We start from the raw sequence: 19,162 nt of genomic DNA on the forward strand, positions 1-19,162 counted from the left end.
CTATTTTTAATACTCGATTCATCCTACAATTCCGCCACTCATTTTTCTTAAATATCTGTGATGAAAAACTCATTTTTGTTAAGTGCCAGTATTCTCTTAACAGGATGTGTACTTGGCACATCTAGTGAAATTAAAACTGCGGAAAAACTGCTCAGCCAATTTCAATGTAATAATATTGAAACAGCAGAATTGGCCCATAGTTCAATTAATACTTATCATGAACGCTCACTTGCAGTGAGTAAAGAAAAAGCCACTGAGTACGTCGATCGCTATAAATCTGGAGATGAATTATTTAAAATTCCTCTTGATGAAGTGGTTCAACAACAATACGATATTTATAAAACAGCCTGTGAATCCCTTGGCGGTGTGCAACGCTCAACAACAAGCAACGCTAAAAAATAAATAAGCCGATTATTTTTGAATACTGCAAAACGTTTATGATCTTAAAATATCGTGTTTTAAATGATTGTGTTTTAAAATCATAAACGTAAATCATGATGAGCAGCGTTCATTTTTAAAATTACCTAGACCATCCTCTATACTGCTGAGTTTTTAAATACACCCTCTAGTGAAATATAGCGATCTCATCTCCAGATTTTATCTGATGATCAAACAGCCTTAGAAGCAGTAAAAATAGTGGCTGTAGCAAACCTAATATAGGCAAAGTGATATGATTGCTGCATCATCACAATTGCCATGCCATAGTTTAGTTTTTAGTCTTGTATGAATGGTCTTTGATACCAAAAATTTTGATCCCCATCAGATAAAAAATAGAGGTTAAAATTAGACCGACAACCCACGAAACATCTGCACCATCAAGCACCTTGGCAATAGGACCTGTATATAAGTCTGTCGCAATAAAAGGCACTTGAACAATGACACCAAAAATATATGCAGAAACGGCCATGAGGTTAAATTTTCCATAGATTCCCCCATCTTGATGGAAAAACGAATCGACATCATATTCCCCATGACGAACCCAGTAATAATCAACCAAATTCACAGCCGTCCAAGGGATAAGTACGTAGATGAGCAAGAAGATAAAATTAATAAATATGGGCAGAAAATTACTGGATGCTTTGATTCCAATCCACAGCGCAATAGCAATTAACAAAAATGAAATCACAATTCGTCCCTTAGCCAAGGGCATAAATGATGGAATAAATGTCTGGATAAAAGAGATTAAGGTCAGTACACCACAATATAAATTCATTGAATTGATCGCTGATATGGAAATGACCAGAATCAAAATAAACGCGCTCCCCATCTCAGGTACATAAGCGATCATCCCAGCGATAACATCTCCACCCGGTGTCACCAATCCTATAGTTACCCCTAAACACATTGGAATGATGGTACCCAATCCACATCCCCAATATGTCGCCCATAACGCTGCCTTAGCGCCTGTTTCTTTTGGCAGATGACGAGTAGCATCAGAGACATAGGGTGCATATGCAATCTGCCACAGTGCAGCAATCGAAAGCGTAGCGAGAAAACCTGTAGCTGAAAAAGAATTACGCGCGAAAAAGTCTGAAGGTAAACCTTGAATAAAAAACACCCACACATATGCTGCCAAAAAAGCCAAACCAGAGATCACAAAAGTTATTTTTGTAAATAAATGAATTAATCGATAACCAACGATTGTGCCGATCACTGCAACGACACAAGTAAATAATATGCCAGATGACTGACTGAATGAGGGAATAAGCAAATTCATGGCTTGTCCAGCCAGCGTCGCATTTGAAGCTAGAAAGCCGACATACATGATGACCACGATTCCAAGGATTGGAAGCGCGCCATATGCACCAAACTGCCCTTTGGTTTGAATCATTTGAGGGACACCGAGATGCGGTCCTTGAGCGGCATGGAGTGCGGCAAAGATGCCACCAATAAGCGTCCCTAGAATAATACTTAAAATAGCAGAGACAAAAGATTGATGAAAAATGGTGACTGAAACTGATCCTGTCACAAACGTCAGTAGCATCAAATTTCCACCAAACCAAAGTGTGAATAGATCCCGAGCCTTACCGTATCGCGCATTTAATGGGATTTGCTGAATGGTATGTTGTTCAGTCGAGTGAATATATTTGTCTTCCATGAGTGTCTCCTAATAGAGAAATCGTTAAAAAATTACGATCAACCAAATTGTTTTTTTTAAGATGCAAATTCCCCTACGCTTAAATTACGCAATTGAAAATGCTGAGGATTATGGGTGCAGGCTTTCTGCTATGTGGTCATTGGCTCAAGCACAATGGCATCAAATAATGCTTGGATCTGTTGATGAATTTCCCCTTCAAAAATGACCACTATTCTCGATCTGTGGTCATCATCAGGCCACGCATTTAGGTAAGATTCGGGAAATAGATAATGTTGAACACCGTGTAATATCACTGGTCGTAATGACTCTTCCACCTGAATCAATCCTTTGATTCGGAGTAAGTTCACGCCATAAAGTCGTGCCAGCTTCTGAAGAAAATGGGTCACACGCGCCCAAGACAAAGCTTGGTTGGCATATAAACACAGCGTAAAAATATTATGGTGCGGTGCGTTATTGAAAGCATTTTGAGAATTTGTCTGATGTGTAAACCACTGCGTACCAAGTAAATTACGTGTTACTGGATACTTTTCACGATCAAAAATAACCAAAGCAACAGCCGCCACATCCGCACCATCAATAATTTCAGCACTCGCATTCAGAGTACGGATGCGCTTGGTAAATGTTGTAAAGGCATGCGACAAATCTGTTTTAGTTAAAATGATTTTATCTGCAACAGCGATTTGACGTAGCCTCTCCGTCCGCTGATGCGGGACATTTAAGGACAATAATGTATCAACCGTAGCAATCACAGTTTGCACACTAAATAAAGTCGCAACACTTTCATCTGCTAGCAAAAGTTTAAGCAAGGGAATTGGGTCGGCCATACCTGTTGTTTCGACAATAACACGGTCAAAAACAGGAATTTCTCCTGCCTCAGCACGACAGTAAAGAAGTTTAAGCGTTTCTGAAAGTTCTGTTTTCATGCTACAACAGACACAACCACTTTTTAGCAAGACAATGTCATCGTCAAGTCGACCTATCAATAAATGATCTAAGCCAACCTCACCTATTTCATTAATAATCACTGCCGTGTGCGCTATACGATCATCAGCCAACAGACGATGCAGTAATGTTGTTTTACCACTCCCCAGAAAACCTGTCAGTAAGGTCACAGGAATACGTTTTATTCCGCTCATATATGTCTTCCCTTACGCACATAAACGATAATTTAACCCAGTAGATTAGTTAGGCACGCTGAAACACATGCTGACCTTGTAATACTGTGGTGATGACTTGAGTCACAGCAATTTCTTCAGGGCTTGATTCAAAAATATTGCGATCCAAAACTATAAAGGTTGCTTCCTTACCCACTTCTAAACTCCCAGTACGATGACTATGGCCAACAGCAATTGCGCCGTTCAACGTCATGATCCTGACTGCCACATCCAAAGGCACACTTTCATCTCCGTGCTGCAAAATACCTGCCAGTGCGGGAAAGAGATTTGGCGTAGGTGGCAAAAGCCAATCTGTACCAATCGTCATGGTTGCACCAGCATCATACAACGTTCGGAAATCATAGGCTTTGCCAAGCGCTTGCTGATATTCTGGGATATGCCAAATCGCGGGGGACATTTCAGCAATAATGTCTAATTCTGCAAAACGGCTACGATCTTTTGCAGAAACATAATGGGCATGTGCAATATCATGAAATTGCCCTGTTTGACGTTCAACATTGTTGGCATTTTCATAATTGTCTAAACCAATACGCACAGAACCATAACCCGTACAATGTGATTTAACGATCAAACCTTCTTCGGTCCATTCACGAATTTTTTCAGTGAGTTCATTAGAATCAAGAAGTAAATTGTAAGTAATAGGTTCATCTGAAATCGGATCTAAGGGCACATGGCTAAAGGTGGGTGCCATAGATGTACCATCTAGCATCACTTTGATTCCATTCACCATGACACGTTTTGACGCATATTGCGCTCGTTCTGCGATTACCCTTTCATCTTCTTCACGATCACTCAATGACATAATTTCTGCTTTCCAAGGAATATGACAAATCAAATCCAGTGTAAGCTCATCGTCATCATCCAAAGATTTAGCTGCTGTCAGAAATGACCTTGTTGCTGAAGCTTCCTGTGCCGAAGTAATACCATATTGATTACATATACTTGCCGCCATTTTAAGTGCGAACTTATTTTCCTCATCGGTCTCTGTGGGTGCGACCATATATAATTTCACCCATCCACCTTCACGCAAAATTCCAGTGGGTTCACCTGTTATAGGATCTTTTTCAATTTTTGCGCGGGTCGTACTCGGTGTATCACGCGTGATACCTGCAAGATGTAGTGCTTGGCTGTTCGCCATAACGTTATGAAATGAAAAATCATGAATCACAATCGGTACGTTTGGAATGACTTGATCCAACCATTCTCGTGTCAGTAGCTCAGCGGTAAAAATCAATGGGTTATAGAGCCCGGCAAAAATCCATGTCCGTTTGGAGGCATATTTTTCCCAATACGCTTTGAGTTGCTGTGCCAATTCTTGCAAGGTTTGCGGATCATTTAATTGGCAAGAATATTCCAATCGAAGAAGTGCCGCTTTTAAAAGATGCGTGTGTGCATCATGGATACCAGGTATTACCAATTTCCCTTTTAAATCATATTTCTCAGCATCAGCTGCCAAACTCAGAATTTCATCCTGATCGCCAATCGCTAAAATTTTACCGTCTTTTACCCACATGGCTTCTGCCCAAGGTTGCAGTTGATTCACGGTATGAAATTTTGCATTGTAATAGACGCTATTATTCATCTTGTTATCCCTGTCTATGCCCAATAAATGTTGAATTTAACTTTTAGAATTATTTACACCATCGCTTTAAGTTGTTTTCAACTTAAAGCCAATTTCAACAATTTATTTATATACGACATTTTAAAAAATTAAGTAATTCTTAAATAACGATGTAGATCTTTTGAATTATTAAAGTAGTATTTTAATTGAGCTAAAAAAATAGGTTATTTATAAAATAATATCTAAATGCACAGATACTGTATCAACTGAACAGCAGCAAATATTTAACCCTAATAAAATATGGGAATGAGCAAAATCACCCTTCCCATATCAAAATTAAATTCATTGTATTTGAGTTTTCAAAGATACTATCGAATCAAAACTCAGCTTCTGGAATAAATCGGGTATCTATACTAAATAAATCTGGATGTTTCGGATTGATCTGAGCATAAAACTCCATGATTTCAGCCATGTCCTGTTCATAATTTCCAGTTGGATAAACAATTTTACCAATCCCAGTTTTCTTGTTTTTATAATCCATATACGCCAGTGCTATAGGTACGCCAGCACTGGTAGCAACATGATAAAAGCCTGTTTTCCACTGTTCTTGCTTTGCACGCGTTCCCTCTGGCGTTACCAGCATCACCAATTTAGGATGGGTCTTAAACAGCTCACTCATCAGTTGAACCATACTTGGACGTTCCTCGCCATCCTGCTTGGGACGGCGATCAATCCCGATTCCGCCCATAGCACGCACAAAGGGTCCAAAAGGCAATTTCATATAGCTGTCTTTAATGGTAATACGCACATGAACGCCCAAAGCTTTCAGCGCTAAACGTGCATAGAGTGCATCCCAATTACTGGTATGCGGCGCTGCAATCATGACACATTGGTCGATGTTTAAATCCCAATGGTTATCAATTTGCCATCCCATCCAGCCCAAACTTTGTTCAGCTAATTTTTCAAACACCCAGCACACCAAAACATAAAGAATTTGCGCTGGATTGTAACAACCAATAGATCAGATAAAAATCCACTTTGTATAGAAAACCAGCAATTAATATATAAATGTATAAAATTAATTCATTGTAAAACTTGTCAGTAAATATTCAGTTTTGATTAAATTCTGCAATGAATTTGCATATATCAATTTTTCGTTTGGTTAAAATAGTTAATCCAATGTAATTCACGACAATGATTATCAAAATGAATTTTTTGTGGCTGAATATTCACATTTGACTGCTGGATGACCTGATATTCAATCCAGCTTTCTAGACAAGACTCCACTTCAAACAACTGATTGTCTTGTTCTATGGTTTGTTTCAATTGCGTGCCATCTGAAAATGTATAAATTTTGGTGGTCTGAGTGATCTCTATATCTTGCTCATAATTTTTTTCGCATTGCAAAATGACATTTTCAATTTTGATTTGATCATTGCTTTTTTGATTGTCGTTTTTTTCATGATTACTTTTTTCATTGTAAATACGAGCAACATATTCAGCCAAATGAGACATAGATTCCAATACTTAAAATAGCACACTAAGAGAACGCCTATAATAGCCTAACTTTTTAACATCGAACTACATTACTCAGCAATTTCTTACATAATTCACATTTCATATCAGGGAGATAATTTATATTCTGGATAAAATCATTCACATATAATTATTTATTCATTTGGGTTATGTTATGAAAAAAACACTCTTCGTCATGTCTATTTTAGCGCTGTCATTAAGCGCTTGTTCTAAACCGACTCATAATGCATCAGAGGATATCAAAGCGACAGCACAAACACAGGCTGCTGCATCGCATGAAGCAGCAAGCCCAACGATTGATTCAGAACATAATGCTCAAAATAGCTTGGATTGGGCTGGTGAATACAAAGGTTTACTTCCGTGTGCTGATTGCTCAGGAATCAAAACCAAACTCATCCTAAAATCAGATCACACTTATGAACTGACTGAAGAATATGAAGGGGTTAAAGGTGAAGGCAAAGAATTTAAAACTCAAGGTCATTTCAGTTTTGATGAATCTGGATCGATTATCGGTCTAGATAAAAATGCAGATAACCGCAAATACTTTGTTGGCGAAAATATCTTAGAAGCACGTAGTTTTGCAACGGGTGAAAAGATTGAAGGTCCAAATGCTGAACTTTATCAATTAACCAAAGACGTGGAATAATTTAAAAATTATTTGCGAATAAGAGCACAAAAACCTGCCTCAAGCAGGTTTTTTAAATTTGGGAGCATGCTTTTAGCGATGACCAATCAAATATGCACCAAAGAGCGTAAAGATCCCACCTGAGATACCATCAATCCATCTTGAGGCATTTTGGTAAGCGGCTTTAAAGCTAGGTAATGAAAATACAAAGGCAACAAAGCTAAACCAGATCAGCGTTTCCACGGAAACAATTATAAATAATAATGAATGCACACCATCTAAATGTGGATTGGCTAAAAACACTGAAAATACACTACCGAAATAAATCACCGCTTTCGGGTTTGATAAATTGGTTAAGAAACCTTTGAGAAAAAAACGTAGATTGCTTTGCGGTAATTCAAAATGATGCTGTGATAGATTCTCTTTCTTACTCAAAGCTGATCTAAGCATTTGGTAGCCTAACCAGCACAGATAAATCCCACCAACAACCAACATCACCTGCTTTAACCATGCCATTTTTTCAAAAATGATATTCAACCCAGCCAAAGCTAAAAAAGCCCAAAACATCACCCCTGCGGTAATCCCCAAAACCACAAAAATAGATTGCTTTCTTGAACGGCTAATTGCGGTTTGCGAGACCAGAAAGAAATCAGGGCCTGGCGTAATCAGGGCACAAAAATGAATAAAGATTAACGTACATAATGCGATCAACATGGACTAGATTCCGTTCAGTGAGACAGATTTATATTAGTGTGAAAATTCATGTTTTTCCATCGATATCTGTACTTCAATAAAATCCTTTAGGGTGAACATCAATCAACCTATATCACAAGTAAAACATCAACGATCTTTTAAAAAGACAGTTTTGATTATTGGAGAAAATAATATTTTATCTTTATAATCAAAATTAAAACCAACCTAAAATTAAATCATGCTTAATTTAGAAAAAGATTCAACCTCACCCATTGAGCAACCCCAACATCATCCTGTGGAAGTGCAGAAGATCATCAGCATCAATAAATTTATGCTCTTATGCTTTTTGACGATGGGTTTATATCTGATTTGGTGGATGTTTAAAGCGTGGCGTTTCTTTATGCAAAAAGACAAATTAGACATCATGCCAGCTTTTCGGGCAGTACTTTATATTTTTTTCCTTTACCCCTTGTTTAAAAAATAAATAACTATGCCAAGCAACAAGGATATACAGAGAATTTTTCATCAGGCTGGATGTTTATAGGATTTATTGTTTTTTCAGTACTGATTAAACTGCCTGAACCTTATGATCTGATTACTGTATTGAATTTCATTTTTTTTATGCCTGCATTTAAGGCTCTCAATTTTGCCAAACAACAATCCAATCAATTTGTGGTCGTTGAACAAAAGAAATTTAGTAAAGCTCAAATGGTACTTATCGTGTTTTTTTCTATTTTTTGGTGCTTGTATTTACTCGCTCTGTTTCTCAATCCTACATGATTACCATGAACCTAAGCTCATGGTAATCTGTTTAAATTAGACCAAAATATCTCGCTTACCATTCGGTCCTTGTTCACTGACGATACCCTGCTCCTGCATTTGATCAACAATACGGGCAGCACGGTTATAACCTAAGCTAAACTTACGTTGCAGTGAGGATACAGACACCTTACGTGTTTCTAAGACAAATGAAACACATTGGTCATAGAGTGCATCGCGGTTCGGATCGCCATCGCCATCTTCAAAACCACGTGTGGTCGGTTCTTCATCAAACGGTGTGAGAATTTCATCAACATAATTCGGTTCACCGCGTTCACGCCATGCGTCACAAATACGGTTGACTTCATCATCGGAAATAAACGCACCATGTACACGTTCAGGATCAATTTTACCCGGACCGAGGAATAACATATCACCATGGCCCAAGAGATCTTCTGCACCACCACCATCTAGAATGGTACGGGAGTCAATTTTACTGTTTACACGCAAAGCCACACGGGTTGGAATATTGGCTTTAATCAAACCAGTAATTACATCTACTGATGGACGTTGCGTTGCTAACAGCAAATGAATTCCTGCTGCACGAGACTTTTGTGCCAGACGGGTAATCATTTCTTCTGCTTTTTTACCTACTTGCATGATCATATCGGCAAATTCATCGGCAACAATCACAATCGAAGGCAATGGTTGCAAACGTGGCGCTCGGTCTTGAGTCGCAGAATCACTTGGTTTCCAAGTCGGATCAATAAGATCCTCACCATTTGCAATGGCTTCTTCCACTTTACGGTTATAGTCGGCTAATTTACGAATCTTTAAAAAAGACATCAGCTTATAACGACGTTCCATTTCATTGACACACCAATTCAATGCACTGACAGCATCTTTCATGTCAGTCACAACAGGTGTCAATAAATGAGGAATATCATTGTAGTTCGCTAATTCCAATTGTTTTGGATCGATCAGAATCAAACGCAATTGATCAGGTGTATATTTCAACAACATCGACAGAATCATTGAGTTTACAGCAACTGATTTACCTGAACCTGTTGTCCCCGCAACCAACATATGTGGCGCTTTACCTAAGTCAGTGATCACAGGATTACCTGAAATGTCCTTACCCATTGCCATTGAAAGCAAACCATTTGGATCTTTAAAAACAGGGGTTTCCAGTAATTCTATCAGACGTACCATTTCACGACTGCTATTCGGTACTTCAATCCCGATATAAGGCTTTCCGGGAATCACTTCAACTACACGTACAGATGCCATTGACATAGAACGTGCCAAATCTCGGGAGATATTGGTCACTTTCGAGGCTTTTACACCGGGTGCCAAATCTAACTCAAAACGTGTAACTACTGGCCCAGGTTGAGCTTCGATGACTTTGGCTTTGACGTTAAACTCTTGAAGTTTAATTTCTAACAGTTCAGATAAACGTGACAATTGTTCTGCGGTAAAGTTGACTTTTTTATTTGGATCGACTTTATCTAACAGTTCATAACCTGGCAATGTTGGTAAGTCTCGACGCTTATTTGCAACTTGCATTGCACGTGACATCGGACGACCAAATGCATCTGTTAATGGCGCATCTAAGTCAAAATCATCTTCAAGTTCTGCAAACTCACTCTGCAATTCGTCTTGAGGTTTACCCGCAGTTTCTTGCCAAGCATCTCTAAATGCATCTTTATCTGCAGCAATTAAAGACTTTTCTTCTTCACTGACCAAGGTTGATGCATTTAAATTGGTTTGAATATTGGCACGGGTAAATGGCGTAGATTGCGCATAATTACTGGTTGTACGAACATCTACAGATTGCTGATTTTGTTGGTACGCAGTTGGGCTTTCAGTAAGCTCTTCATCTGCAAGCGATGCAAGCTCATCTAATTCATTGGCTAAATTTTGTATTGCCACGCCTGAAGTTGCCGCTACTGCGACACCACTCGCAACGCTTTGCCCACCCTGAACAGCAGTATTTACATAAGCAGCTTCAATATGAGTCTGCGCCGTAGGGGTATTAAATGGGCTATGGATATCTGTGGCAGTTTGTCCATTTGGTACAACTGACAACAATTCATCAAACACTTGGTCATCATCCCAATCAAGTGAAGATTTTTTACTGATCTGCACATGATCAACATCATGTTGATGCGCACGTGGCAAATGATCTGCATATTTATCTTCAGTTTGATCTTCTGACGCTTTGATCAAGGCATCAATATCACGATTATGGTCTTGATCTTGATGTAAGGCTTTCCATACTTCACCAGATGAAACAGTACGTTGACTGTCTTGTTCTAGACGATGTGCTTTTTCTAAAGTCCGCTCTAATTCCAAATCATCAATATCGTCTTGATCAAATTGAACATGATGTTGAGTTTTGTTTTCTTGCTCAATCATGTCATCAAATAAGCGTTCAGCTGTTTGATTGTGTTTCGTATTTTTAACAACCAAATGCTCTTTTACTGGTGCCTGATCATCAGCTTCGACAAATTCAGCTTGAGCTGTTATTGGTTCAGCCTTATGCGTATGCGCATGATTTTTATTTTTCTGCGGAGATGTCAAATCAAAAGCAGATTCACTTTCAGGAACATTTTTATAAAATAAATCTTGTAAATAAGCAGGCGTGGCTTTCAGTGTTGCCCACGTTCTGTTCCATTGAATACCAAATGCTAAGGTAAATAGAACAACAAGCAAGAGCAAAATAAATACAACTGCGCCATAAATACTCATCAGTTGAGATAGGCTTTCACCGAGCTCATAACCAATGATTCCGCCAGAAGCATTGGCTAATGTGTCTGCGGGTACATTCCAGAGCAAGTACAATAGGCTTGAGGTCGCAAGCAAAATAAAAAATTGCGCAGCATAACGAAACGGGCGACTCACAAAACTTCGTGGCCACCACACTTGCACTGCTTCTATAAAAATAAATACAGGAATGAGTAAACTTGCCCAACCTAAAAAACCAAACAACAAATCAGCAATCCAAGCACCCGCTACACCACTGGCATTTGAAACCTGTTGTGTATCACTCGAAATATGCATCCAGCCTGGATCAAATGGGGTATATGTGACTGTTGCAAGGAACAGATATATCCCAAATGAAATCAAGAATATTGTTGTTAAAAAGCGCTGTGCATAAACATTTGACACCGCAGTCATATACTATCCTGTAACCAATTGTTCAAATTACTCTTTTCTGAAGCTTGATCAGCTTTCTTGAGAGAAGAAATTTTTATATTATGCACCTGTTCTTAAAAAAAAGATGCACTATTATTTACTTGTGTTGTAAAGCATTGTTAGAAATTTAAGCTTTTATTTCGATAAAAATGCCAAACAATATTATTTGATTATTCTATATAGCTCAATTCGATTTAGATGATCAATATTATCGACATTGAAGCCACACAACTTTGATAAAGTTTCACGTATAATTCAAACAATTTCTATATTTTTCATAAAAAAGGATGACTCATGAGCGCTCGTCACTCTCGGTTAATAATTTTAGGTTCTGGCCCTGCTGGTTATAGTGCTGCTGTTTATGCCGCGCGTGCAAATTTAAAACCAACCTTAATTGCAGGTATGCAACTCGGCGGTCAATTAACCACCACGACTGATGTTGAGAACTGGCCTGGCGATGCTGAAGGTTTAACAGGTCCAGCGTTAATGGATCGTATGCAAGCGCATGCTGAACGTTTTGGTACTGAGATTTTATACGATCATATCAATGAAGTTGATCTTCAGGTGCGCCCTTTCGTACTTAAAGGCGATATGGATGAGTACACGTGTGATGCGTTAATTATTGCAACAGGCGCAACAGCACAATATTTAGGGCTTGAGTCTGAACAGGCTTATATGGGTCAAGGTGTAAGTGCTTGCGCAACTTGTGATGGTTTCTTCTATAAAAACCAAAAAGTCATGGTTGTCGGTGGTGGTAACACTGCTGTTGAAGAAGCACTATATCTTTCCAATATCGCGTCACACGTTACCTTGGTACACCGTCGTGACAAATTACGTTCGGAAAAAATCCTTCAAGACCATCTCAATGAAAAAGTTAAAGAAGGTAAAATTTCGATCATTTGGAACCATCAAGTTGATGAAGTTTTAGGTGATAGCAATTCTGGTGTGACTTCTGTACGTATTAAGTCTACCCAAGATGATTCAACTCAAGACGTTGACGTATCGGGTATGTTTGTGGCAATTGGTCACAAACCAAATACGGCAATGTTTGAAAATCAACTTGAACTGCGTAATGGTTATATTCAAGTACGCAGCGGTACTGCGGGCAATGCCACAGCGACATCTGTAGCAGGTGTATTTGCTGCGGGTGATGTTGCTGATGATGTTTATCGTCAAGCAATCACATCTGCAGGTTCAGGCTGTATGGCTGCACTTGACGCTGACCGCTATTTAGATGGCTTAGAATAATTGATTTATTTTGTGTAAAAACAAACCGCCTACATGGCGGTTTGTTTATTTTTGATTTATAAATAAACAAGAGCAATGACTTTAAATGAATACAAATTATAGGAAAAAACATGACAACAGCGTGGACCGATGGCTATCAGACCGAAGTAAATTACACCTATGGTTACTATAGAGACTTAAGCCCGAATTACCAAAAGTTTTGCTTATTACTCAATGGGGTTGATTGCCCACCCACCAATGAACGTCACAAACATTGTGAACTCGGCTTTGGTCAAGGTGTCAGTCTAAATATTCATGCTGCATCGAGTTTTGGTTTATTTTTTGGTACAGACTTTAACCCTGCTCATGCTTCCCATGCCAATGTCTTGGCTGAACAAAATCAAGTCCCGCATCACTTCTATGATGCAAGTTTTGAAGAGTTACTCAACAAAGACTTACCGATGTTTGACTCGATTAGTTTACACGGGATCTGGAGTTGGATTAGCCACGAAAACCAACATATTATTTTGCAATTTATCCGAAAGTTTTTAAGTCCCAATGGGATTGTCTATATCAGCTATAACTGCTTGACAGGTTGGGCTGCCAATATGCCAGTCCGCGAGTTATTTCACAGTCATTTTAAATTTAATAGCACCAGTACCAACCCACTACAAAAAGTAAATGATTCACTTAACTTTAGTGAAGAGCTGTTAGCGCAAAATCCCCTCTTTGCCCAGAGAAATCCAAATGCACTCAATAAAGTGCAAGATTTAAAAAAACAAAATCCAAACTATTTGATCCACGAATACCTAAATCAAGATTGGCAGTGTTTTTCTTTTCAACAAGTGGTGCGAATTTTAGAAGAAATTAAACTGACCTACGCAGGTTCAACAGATTTAAATTCGCATCTAGATAACATTAATTTTAGTGAGCAACATCAGCAATTTTTAAACACCATTGAACATCCTGTTTTTAAAGAGCAATGCCGTGATTATTTTGCCAACACACAATTTAGAAAAGATTTATATATCCGCGGGAAAAACACCTTAACCGCATTAGAGATTCAGCATCGCTTGAGAAATACAGCCTTTGTCTTATTAACTGCACCAGAAAAATTACCAAAAACAATTTCAGGATACTTAGGTGAGTTCGATTTAATCCAAGAGATTTATCAACCCCTCGGTGCTTATTTTAAACAATCTGACTATAAACCACAGACGATTGCAGAGCTTGAACAGGCCATCCCTGATATTACCTATTCTAAGCTACTCAATGCCTTGGTGATTTTATGTCACTTAGGTTTGGCACAACCTTGTCAGGCAGCTTCAAATCCAGATATGGTTGAACATGCTCAGAAATTAAATCGTTATTTCCTTGAGCAAGCCAGCTATCATACCAATTATCAAGTTTTGGCCTGCCCACTCACAGGGATTGGTATTCCAGCCGATCAGTTTACCCAACTCTTCTATCGCGCTCACTTTATCGATGGGCTAGACTCTGCCGCACAATTTGCACAATATGTTTGGGACGTGCTGACTCAATTAGGCTGGCTGGTATTGGATCAACAAGGCAATACCGTTTCAGATCCAAAAACCAGCCTTGAAGTCATTCAAGAAAAAGCCCAATTCTTTCTAGATAGTGACAAACTCAAAATTGCAAAACATTTGAAACTTTTTGCATAAGGTCTGTTTAGACATTTAATCACATGATCAGCTAAGATAAAGCTGATCTTTTTTATTGATGAATTCTCGTGAATCAACTCTCCCCTTCACAATTTATTTTTCCAGATCCAATAGAAGCTGATCCAGATGAACAAGGCTTAATTTGTATAGGTGCAGACTTAGCACCTTCTACATTATATGAAGCTTATACGCATGGCTTATTTCCATGGTTTTCCGAAGGTGAGCCAATTTGTTGGTGGTGTCCAGAACCGCGTTGCATCATTCGCCCTCAGGATTATCATCCAAGTAAATCACTACTGCGAAATATGAAAAAGTTTGATTATAAAATTACCATCAATCATGCTTTTGAACAGGTTATTCGTTCTTGTTCGCTCCCACGTAGCTATGCGGATGAAACGTGGATTTCTGAGGAGATTATTCACGGTTATTGCCAACTATTTGAAGCTGGTTATGCCTATAGTGTTGAAGTCTGGGATCAAGATAAAATTGTAGGTGGGCTGTATGGTGTGACGATTGGCCATGGTTGTTTTGGTGAGTCGATGTTTAGCACTCAAACCGATGTTTCCAAAATGGCTTTTTACACACTGATGTTATTGGGCCGAGAAAATAATTTACCGTGGATTGACTGTCAGTTGGTCAATGATCACTTACTCAGCCTTGGTGCTTGTACACTTTCTCGCCATGAATACCTTAAATCGTTACAAGATGTAATAAAACAACCCTCTATAGATTGGAAAAGTTATCAAGAGCGTGTATTTTCAAGTAAAACAATAGCGATTTTATCGCGCTTAATGGAATGAAAATAAAAGGAGGGACATGATTTATGAATTCTTATCATCCTAAGTCCCTATTAAACGACTTACAGTACTATATTACGCCACCGCATGATTGCAGTTATCTAGAAAATAAATCTGCACGTATGGTGTTTCTCGACCCTGTACATCGTATTGATGTTGTCACACTTTCCGAATTATCGCGTGTAGGTTTTAGACGCAGTGGTGATTTTGTTTATCGCCCTGAATGTCATCTTTGCCGCCAATGCTTATCTTGTCGGGTGCCAGTGACTGAATTTAAAATGAGCAGTGCTCAGAAAAAAGCCTGGAAACGCAATCAAGATTTAACCGTTAAAATTATTTCGACCCAAGAGGCCACACAAACGCATTATCATCTGTACGAGCGTTATATTATTGAAAGACACGCCGATGGTGATATGTTCCCACCCAGTTATGACCAATTTGAAAAATTCCTGATTCACAGTTGTACCAACAGCTTTTTCCTTGAACTGTGGAAAGATGATCATTTAATTAGTGTCTCTACCTGTGATCAATTGGATGATGGTGTCTCTGCGGTGTATACCTTCTTTGATCCAAATGAAAGTAAGCGCTCTCTGGGAGTTTTTGCGATTCTCAAACAAATTGAATATGTAAAATCGTTGAATCTAGATTTTGTTTACCTCGGGTATTGGGTTCCACATGCCGAGAAAATGAATTACAAATCTCAATATGCACCATTTGAATTATTATTAGATGGACAATGGCGACGGATCAATCGTCATTTGGAAGCCAAAGAAATTCAAGAGTTGGGCGATATGTTGATGACCACCCTGCCCTCAGAATGGAATGAGCCGATTATCAAATAATCGGCTTTCGCTGTTCGCATTCTCGATATTGCTTAGCCTTATTTAAATAATTTTGAAAAATCATCACTACAGGCTTTGACCATAATAATTGCATGTTCACGGCCACCCTGTTGATTCGGATAATAATTTTTTCTTAAATCAATTTGATGAAAGTTGGCTTTTTCATACAGTGCAATCGCGGCTTTATTTGACTCACGCACTTCAAGAAAGATTTGTACTGGATTATTTTTTAATAATGCAATCGATTCATCTAACAGTTGATAGCCTAACCCTTTACCCTGCTGGCTCGGATGAATTGCCATAAGTAATAAATTGGCTTCATCTAAAACAGGTTGCAGAATACAAAAGCCCACCACTTGATGGTCTTGCTCAATCACCGTACTTAGATAACTTGTTATAGACTCTTCAAATTGACTTTTTTTCCAAGGATGACTTTGTACCAAGTCTTCAATTTGAGAAACAGCGTGCAGATCTGAAGATTGCATTAAACGAATCATCTGCGTTCATCAACTCAATATAAAAAATGAATTATAAGAAATTAAACCAATAAGTCTAATAAAAAAGAGCAACAATTGTTGCTCCTTAATCAAAATGCTGACTTTAAGCGTTACAGCCCCAGTTTCGCTTTCCATGTCTCAAGCAAACTCACTGTATCGAGATCATTTGGATGAAAACCTGGCTTAAAGTATGCCAACATTTCTTTGGTCATTCCTGTGATAATACCTTTAGATGGGCTATAAGCATATTTATAAATAATACCGAGCTCTTTTAGATTGAGCTTGCCATCTTCTTTTAATAAACGCACCACAAAAGAGGATTGCGCCATAAAGATGAGTACCATTGCAAAAACTAAAGCCGTGGTACGTAAGCCATAAGCCTTGATACCTTTACCAAACACTGCTTCATAGACATCATAAGCCACTGCTTTATGTTCATTTTCTTCCACAGCATGCCAATACCACATATACGACATGGTTGGATCAGTCATTAACTTTTGAATATGTCCATTGACCAACAGTTGCGAAGCAATTGTTGCAGTAAAATGCTCTAATGCAGTGGTCGCGGTTAAATCCACCATTTCTTGAGTCATACCAAAAGGCTTGACTACACGTGCAAACCATTTACGTGCGCCTTGAATTAACACACCTGTTTCACGCTCGTATTTTTCAACATCATGACCAAACTTTTTTGCTGAAGCATTAAAGTTTTCATGCTCTTTGGTGTGCATAGCTTCTTGACCGATGAAAGCACTAATCTCTTTTTGTAATACTTCATTGTCCTTGATCGCAGGGTGATAACGTACTGCACGTACTGAATCGATAAAAAGTTTTTCACCATCTGGGAACAATGCTGACAATGCAGTCATGAAATGTGTAATACCCGCTGAACCACTTGCCCAATATTCAGGTACATCGTCAAAATTAAAATCCATACGACGTACAGGGAAAGATGCACCAGCACGGTTTGAAATATTCACTTTTGCATTCATTGCGATTCCTCCTATTAAGTGAGTTTCACTTAAATTCTTTATGTTTGTTTTTCTCTTTCTTTATATTACGTTTTTATGAAAGTTTAATAATTGCAGATTAGGTCACACAAATATCAGTTAAGGACAGCTTTTGATAGGTATTGTCTAACAATTTATAGGTAGTTTATTTTATCCATAAAAAAAGCGCCCCAAAGGAGCGCTCTTTTTACACAATCAGCGATTATGCAGTTACTTTAGCAACTACACCAGCACCAACTGTACGACCACCTTCACGGATCGCAAAACGTAGACCTGGGTCCATTGCGATTGGGTGGATAAGCTCTACTGACATTTCAACGTTGTCACCTGGCATAACCATTTCAACGCCGTCTTGTAATTGGATTGCACCAGTTACGTCAGTTGTACGGAAGTAGAACTGTGGACGGTAACCGTTAAGGAACGGAGTATGACGACCACCTTCTTCTTTAGAAAGTACATATACTTCTGCGTCGAATTTAGTGTGCGGCTTGATTGTACCTGGTTTAGCAAGTACTTGACCACGTTGTACGTCTTCACGCTTAGTACCACGTAAAAGAACACCACAGTTCTCGCCCGCACGACCTTCGTCAAGAAGTTTACGGAACATTTCTACGCCAGTTACAGTTGTTTTAACTGTATCTTTGATACCAACGATTTCAACTTCTTCGCCGACTTTAACGATACCAGATTCTACACGACCTGTTACCACTGTACCACGACCAGAAATAGAGAATACATCTTCGATTGGCATCAAGAATGCTTTATCGATAGCACGTTCTGGTTCTGGAATATAAGAATCAAGCGCTTCAACAAGTGAAAGTACAGCTGATTCGCCATATTGACCAGCATCACCATTAAGTGCAGCAAGTGCTGAACCACGGATGATAGGCGTGTCATCACCTGGGAAGTCATAAGTAGAAAGAAGTTCACGAACTTCCATTTCTACTAATTCAAGTAATTCTTCATCATCAACAAGGTCACACTTGTTAAGGAATACAAGAATATAAGGTACACCTACTTGGCGAGAAAGAAGGATGTGTTCACGAGTTTGTGGCATTGGACCATCAGTCGCAGCACATACAAGGATCGCACCGTCCATCTGAGCAGCACCAGTGATCATGTTTTTAACATAATCGGCGTGACCTGGGCAGTCTACGTGAGCGTAGTGACGAATTGGAGAATCGTATTCTACGTGTGAAGTATTAATTGTAATACCACGTGCTTTTTCTTCTGGTGCAGAATCGATTGCTGCGTAGTCTTTAGCTTCACCGCCGTAAGTTTTTGCACAAATTGTTGCAATTGCAGCAGTTAAAGTTGTTTTACCATGGTCGACGTGACCAATTGTACCCACGTTTACGTGTGGCTTATTACGTTCAAACTTAGCCTTAGCCATGAGAGCTTCCTTTTTAAACTACTCATGCAGGGTCACTGCATGAGCACTTGGTTTTTAACTATGAATTAG

16 protein-coding genes and 1 pseudogene are annotated in these 19,162 nt (G+C 38.8%); 7 read left to right on the forward strand and 10 right to left on the reverse strand.

Features of this window, described 5'->3' with window-relative positions:
* Nucleotides 1–60: 60 nt before the first annotated feature.
* The gene (locus tag AC07U8_RS16825) at nucleotides 61–402 is read left to right on the forward strand and encodes a hypothetical protein (protein ID WP_004723637.1); all 342 of its coding nucleotides are present in this window, start codon (nucleotides 61–63) and stop codon (nucleotides 400–402) included.
* A 304-nt stretch (nucleotides 403–706) separates the two neighbouring features.
* On the opposite strand, the gene AC07U8_RS16830 is transcribed toward AC07U8_RS16825, so the two are convergent.
* From AC07U8_RS16830 to AC07U8_RS16850, 5 genes are all read right to left on the reverse strand, one after another.
* Nucleotides 707–2,098 carry a purine-cytosine permease family protein gene (locus tag AC07U8_RS16830; protein ID WP_494738332.1) on the reverse strand — a complete coding sequence of 464 codons (1,392 nt, stop codon included), beginning with the start codon at nucleotides 2,096–2,098 and terminating at the stop codon, nucleotides 707–709.
* A 128-nt stretch (nucleotides 2,099–2,226) separates the two neighbouring features.
* Nucleotides 2,227–3,234, reverse strand: coding sequence for a CobW family GTP-binding protein (locus AC07U8_RS16835; protein WP_494738333.1), 1,008 nt, complete (start codon nucleotides 3,232–3,234; stop codon nucleotides 2,227–2,229).
* A 49-nt stretch (nucleotides 3,235–3,283) separates the two neighbouring features.
* Nucleotides 3,284–4,855, reverse strand: coding sequence for an amidohydrolase (locus AC07U8_RS16840; protein WP_494738334.1), 1,572 nt, complete (start codon nucleotides 4,853–4,855; stop codon nucleotides 3,284–3,286).
* Nucleotides 4,856–5,210: 355 nt separating this feature from the next.
* Complete coding sequence (locus tag AC07U8_RS16845; protein ID WP_004817539.1) at nucleotides 5,211–5,804, reverse strand: 1-acyl-sn-glycerol-3-phosphate acyltransferase; 594 nt, start codon at nucleotides 5,802–5,804, stop codon at nucleotides 5,211–5,213.
* A 176-nt stretch (nucleotides 5,805–5,980) separates the two neighbouring features.
* Nucleotides 5,981–6,349 (reverse strand): hypothetical protein, encoded by a 369-nt coding sequence (locus AC07U8_RS16850; RefSeq protein WP_494738335.1) that lies wholly within the window; start codon nucleotides 6,347–6,349, stop codon nucleotides 5,981–5,983.
* A gap of 175 nt (nucleotides 6,350–6,524) precedes the next feature.
* Here AC07U8_RS16850 and AC07U8_RS16855 point away from each other — a divergent pair, with 175 nt between their 5' ends.
* The gene (locus AC07U8_RS16855) at nucleotides 6,525–7,016 is read left to right on the forward strand and encodes a copper resistance protein NlpE (RefSeq protein ID WP_004817543.1); all 492 of its coding nucleotides are present in this window, start codon (nucleotides 6,525–6,527) and stop codon (nucleotides 7,014–7,016) included.
* A gap of 72 nt (nucleotides 7,017–7,088) precedes the next feature.
* Here AC07U8_RS16855 and rhtC read toward each other — a convergent pair whose 3' ends face one another.
* Nucleotides 7,089–7,709: a threonine export protein RhtC gene (gene rhtC, locus AC07U8_RS16860; protein WP_004817545.1), complete on the reverse strand. Its 621-nt coding sequence runs from the start codon at nucleotides 7,707–7,709 to the stop codon at nucleotides 7,089–7,091.
* Between the two features lie 217 nt (nucleotides 7,710–7,926).
* Between rhtC and AC07U8_RS16865 the strand changes: the two are divergent.
* Nucleotides 7,927–8,468: pseudogene (locus AC07U8_RS16865) on the forward strand (hypothetical protein).
* A gap of 36 nt (nucleotides 8,469–8,504) precedes the next feature.
* Here the strand turns inward: AC07U8_RS16865 and AC07U8_RS16870 are convergent.
* Nucleotides 8,505–11,627: a DNA translocase FtsK gene (locus tag AC07U8_RS16870; protein ID WP_494738336.1), complete on the reverse strand. Its 3,123-nt coding sequence runs from the start codon at nucleotides 11,625–11,627 to the stop codon at nucleotides 8,505–8,507.
* 312 nt (nucleotides 11,628–11,939) lie between these two features.
* Here AC07U8_RS16870 and trxB point away from each other — a divergent pair, with 312 nt between their 5' ends.
* The 4 genes from trxB to AC07U8_RS16890 all read left to right on the forward strand — a co-directional run bounded on the left by trxB (nucleotide 11,940) and on the right by AC07U8_RS16890 (nucleotide 16,193).
* On the forward strand, nucleotides 11,940–12,893 hold the full coding sequence (gene trxB, locus AC07U8_RS16875) for a thioredoxin-disulfide reductase (RefSeq protein WP_004723647.1): 954 nt from the start codon (nucleotides 11,940–11,942) through the stop codon (nucleotides 12,891–12,893).
* Nucleotides 12,894–13,003: 110 nt separating this feature from the next.
* Nucleotides 13,004–14,554, forward strand: a complete 1,551-nt coding sequence (locus tag AC07U8_RS16880) for a methyltransferase regulatory domain-containing protein (RefSeq protein ID WP_494738337.1) — start codon at nucleotides 13,004–13,006, stop codon at nucleotides 14,552–14,554.
* A gap of 68 nt (nucleotides 14,555–14,622) precedes the next feature.
* Nucleotides 14,623–15,354, forward strand: coding sequence for a leucyl/phenylalanyl-tRNA--protein transferase (gene aat, locus AC07U8_RS16885; RefSeq protein WP_353164214.1), 732 nt, complete (start codon nucleotides 14,623–14,625; stop codon nucleotides 15,352–15,354).
* Between the two features lie 23 nt (nucleotides 15,355–15,377).
* A complete protein-coding gene (locus AC07U8_RS16890; RefSeq protein WP_151803211.1) occupies nucleotides 15,378–16,193 on the forward strand; it encodes an arginyltransferase in 816 nt (271 codons plus the stop codon).
* A gap of 38 nt (nucleotides 16,194–16,231) precedes the next feature.
* Here the strand turns inward: AC07U8_RS16890 and rimI are convergent, their stop codons facing one another.
* The 3 genes from rimI to tuf all read right to left on the reverse strand — a co-directional run bounded on the left by rimI (nucleotide 16,232) and on the right by tuf (nucleotide 19,093).
* A complete protein-coding gene (gene rimI, locus AC07U8_RS16895; RefSeq protein ID WP_004723651.1) occupies nucleotides 16,232–16,690 on the reverse strand; it encodes a ribosomal protein S18-alanine N-acetyltransferase in 459 nt (152 codons plus the stop codon).
* A 110-nt stretch (nucleotides 16,691–16,800) separates the two neighbouring features.
* On the reverse strand, nucleotides 16,801–17,682 hold the full coding sequence (locus tag AC07U8_RS16900; RefSeq protein ID WP_494738338.1) for a metal-dependent hydrolase: 882 nt from the start codon (nucleotides 17,680–17,682) through the stop codon (nucleotides 16,801–16,803).
* Nucleotides 17,683–17,902: 220 nt separating this feature from the next.
* Nucleotides 17,903–19,093, reverse strand: coding sequence for an elongation factor Tu (gene tuf, locus AC07U8_RS16905; protein WP_004723653.1), 1,191 nt, complete (start codon nucleotides 19,091–19,093; stop codon nucleotides 17,903–17,905).
* Nucleotides 19,094–19,162: the final 69 nt, after the last annotated feature.

This window comes from Acinetobacter sp. GW821-FHT01E09, assembly GCF_059422385.1.

Bases quoted from the DNA above. Each gene is read 5' to 3' on its own strand.
- AC07U8_RS16825 (WP_004723637.1), top strand. From the start codon at position 61: ATGAAAAACTCATTTTTGTTAAGTGCCAGTATTCTCTTAACAGGATGT.
- AC07U8_RS16830 (WP_494738332.1), bottom strand. From the start codon at position 2,098: ATGGAAGACAAATATATTCACTCGACTGAACAACATACCATTCAGCAA.
- AC07U8_RS16835 (WP_494738333.1), bottom strand. From the start codon at position 3,234: ATGAGCGGAATAAAACGTATTCCTGTGACCTTACTGACAGGTTTTCTG.
- AC07U8_RS16840 (WP_494738334.1), bottom strand. From the start codon at position 4,855: ATGAATAATAGCGTCTATTACAATGCAAAATTTCATACCGTGAATCAA.
- AC07U8_RS16850 (WP_494738335.1), bottom strand. From the start codon at position 6,349: ATGTCTCATTTGGCTGAATATGTTGCTCGTATTTACAATGAAAAAAGT.
- AC07U8_RS16855 (WP_004817543.1), top strand. From the start codon at position 6,525: ATGAAAAAAACACTCTTCGTCATGTCTATTTTAGCGCTGTCATTAAGC.
- rhtC (WP_004817545.1), bottom strand. From the start codon at position 7,709: ATGTTGATCGCATTATGTACGTTAATCTTTATTCATTTTTGTGCCCTG.
- AC07U8_RS16870 (WP_494738336.1), bottom strand. From the start codon at position 11,627: ATGACTGCGGTGTCAAATGTTTATGCACAGCGCTTTTTAACAACAATA.
- trxB (WP_004723647.1), top strand. From the start codon at position 11,940: ATGAGCGCTCGTCACTCTCGGTTAATAATTTTAGGTTCTGGCCCTGCT.
- AC07U8_RS16880 (WP_494738337.1), top strand. From the start codon at position 13,004: ATGACAACAGCGTGGACCGATGGCTATCAGACCGAAGTAAATTACACC.
- AC07U8_RS16890 (WP_151803211.1), top strand. From the start codon at position 15,378: ATGAATTCTTATCATCCTAAGTCCCTATTAAACGACTTACAGTACTAT.
- rimI (WP_004723651.1), bottom strand. From the start codon at position 16,690: ATGATTCGTTTAATGCAATCTTCAGATCTGCACGCTGTTTCTCAAATT.
- AC07U8_RS16900 (WP_494738338.1), bottom strand. From the start codon at position 17,682: ATGAATGCAAAAGTGAATATTTCAAACCGTGCTGGTGCATCTTTCCCT.
- tuf (WP_004723653.1), bottom strand. From the start codon at position 19,093: ATGGCTAAGGCTAAGTTTGAACGTAATAAGCCACACGTAAACGTGGGT.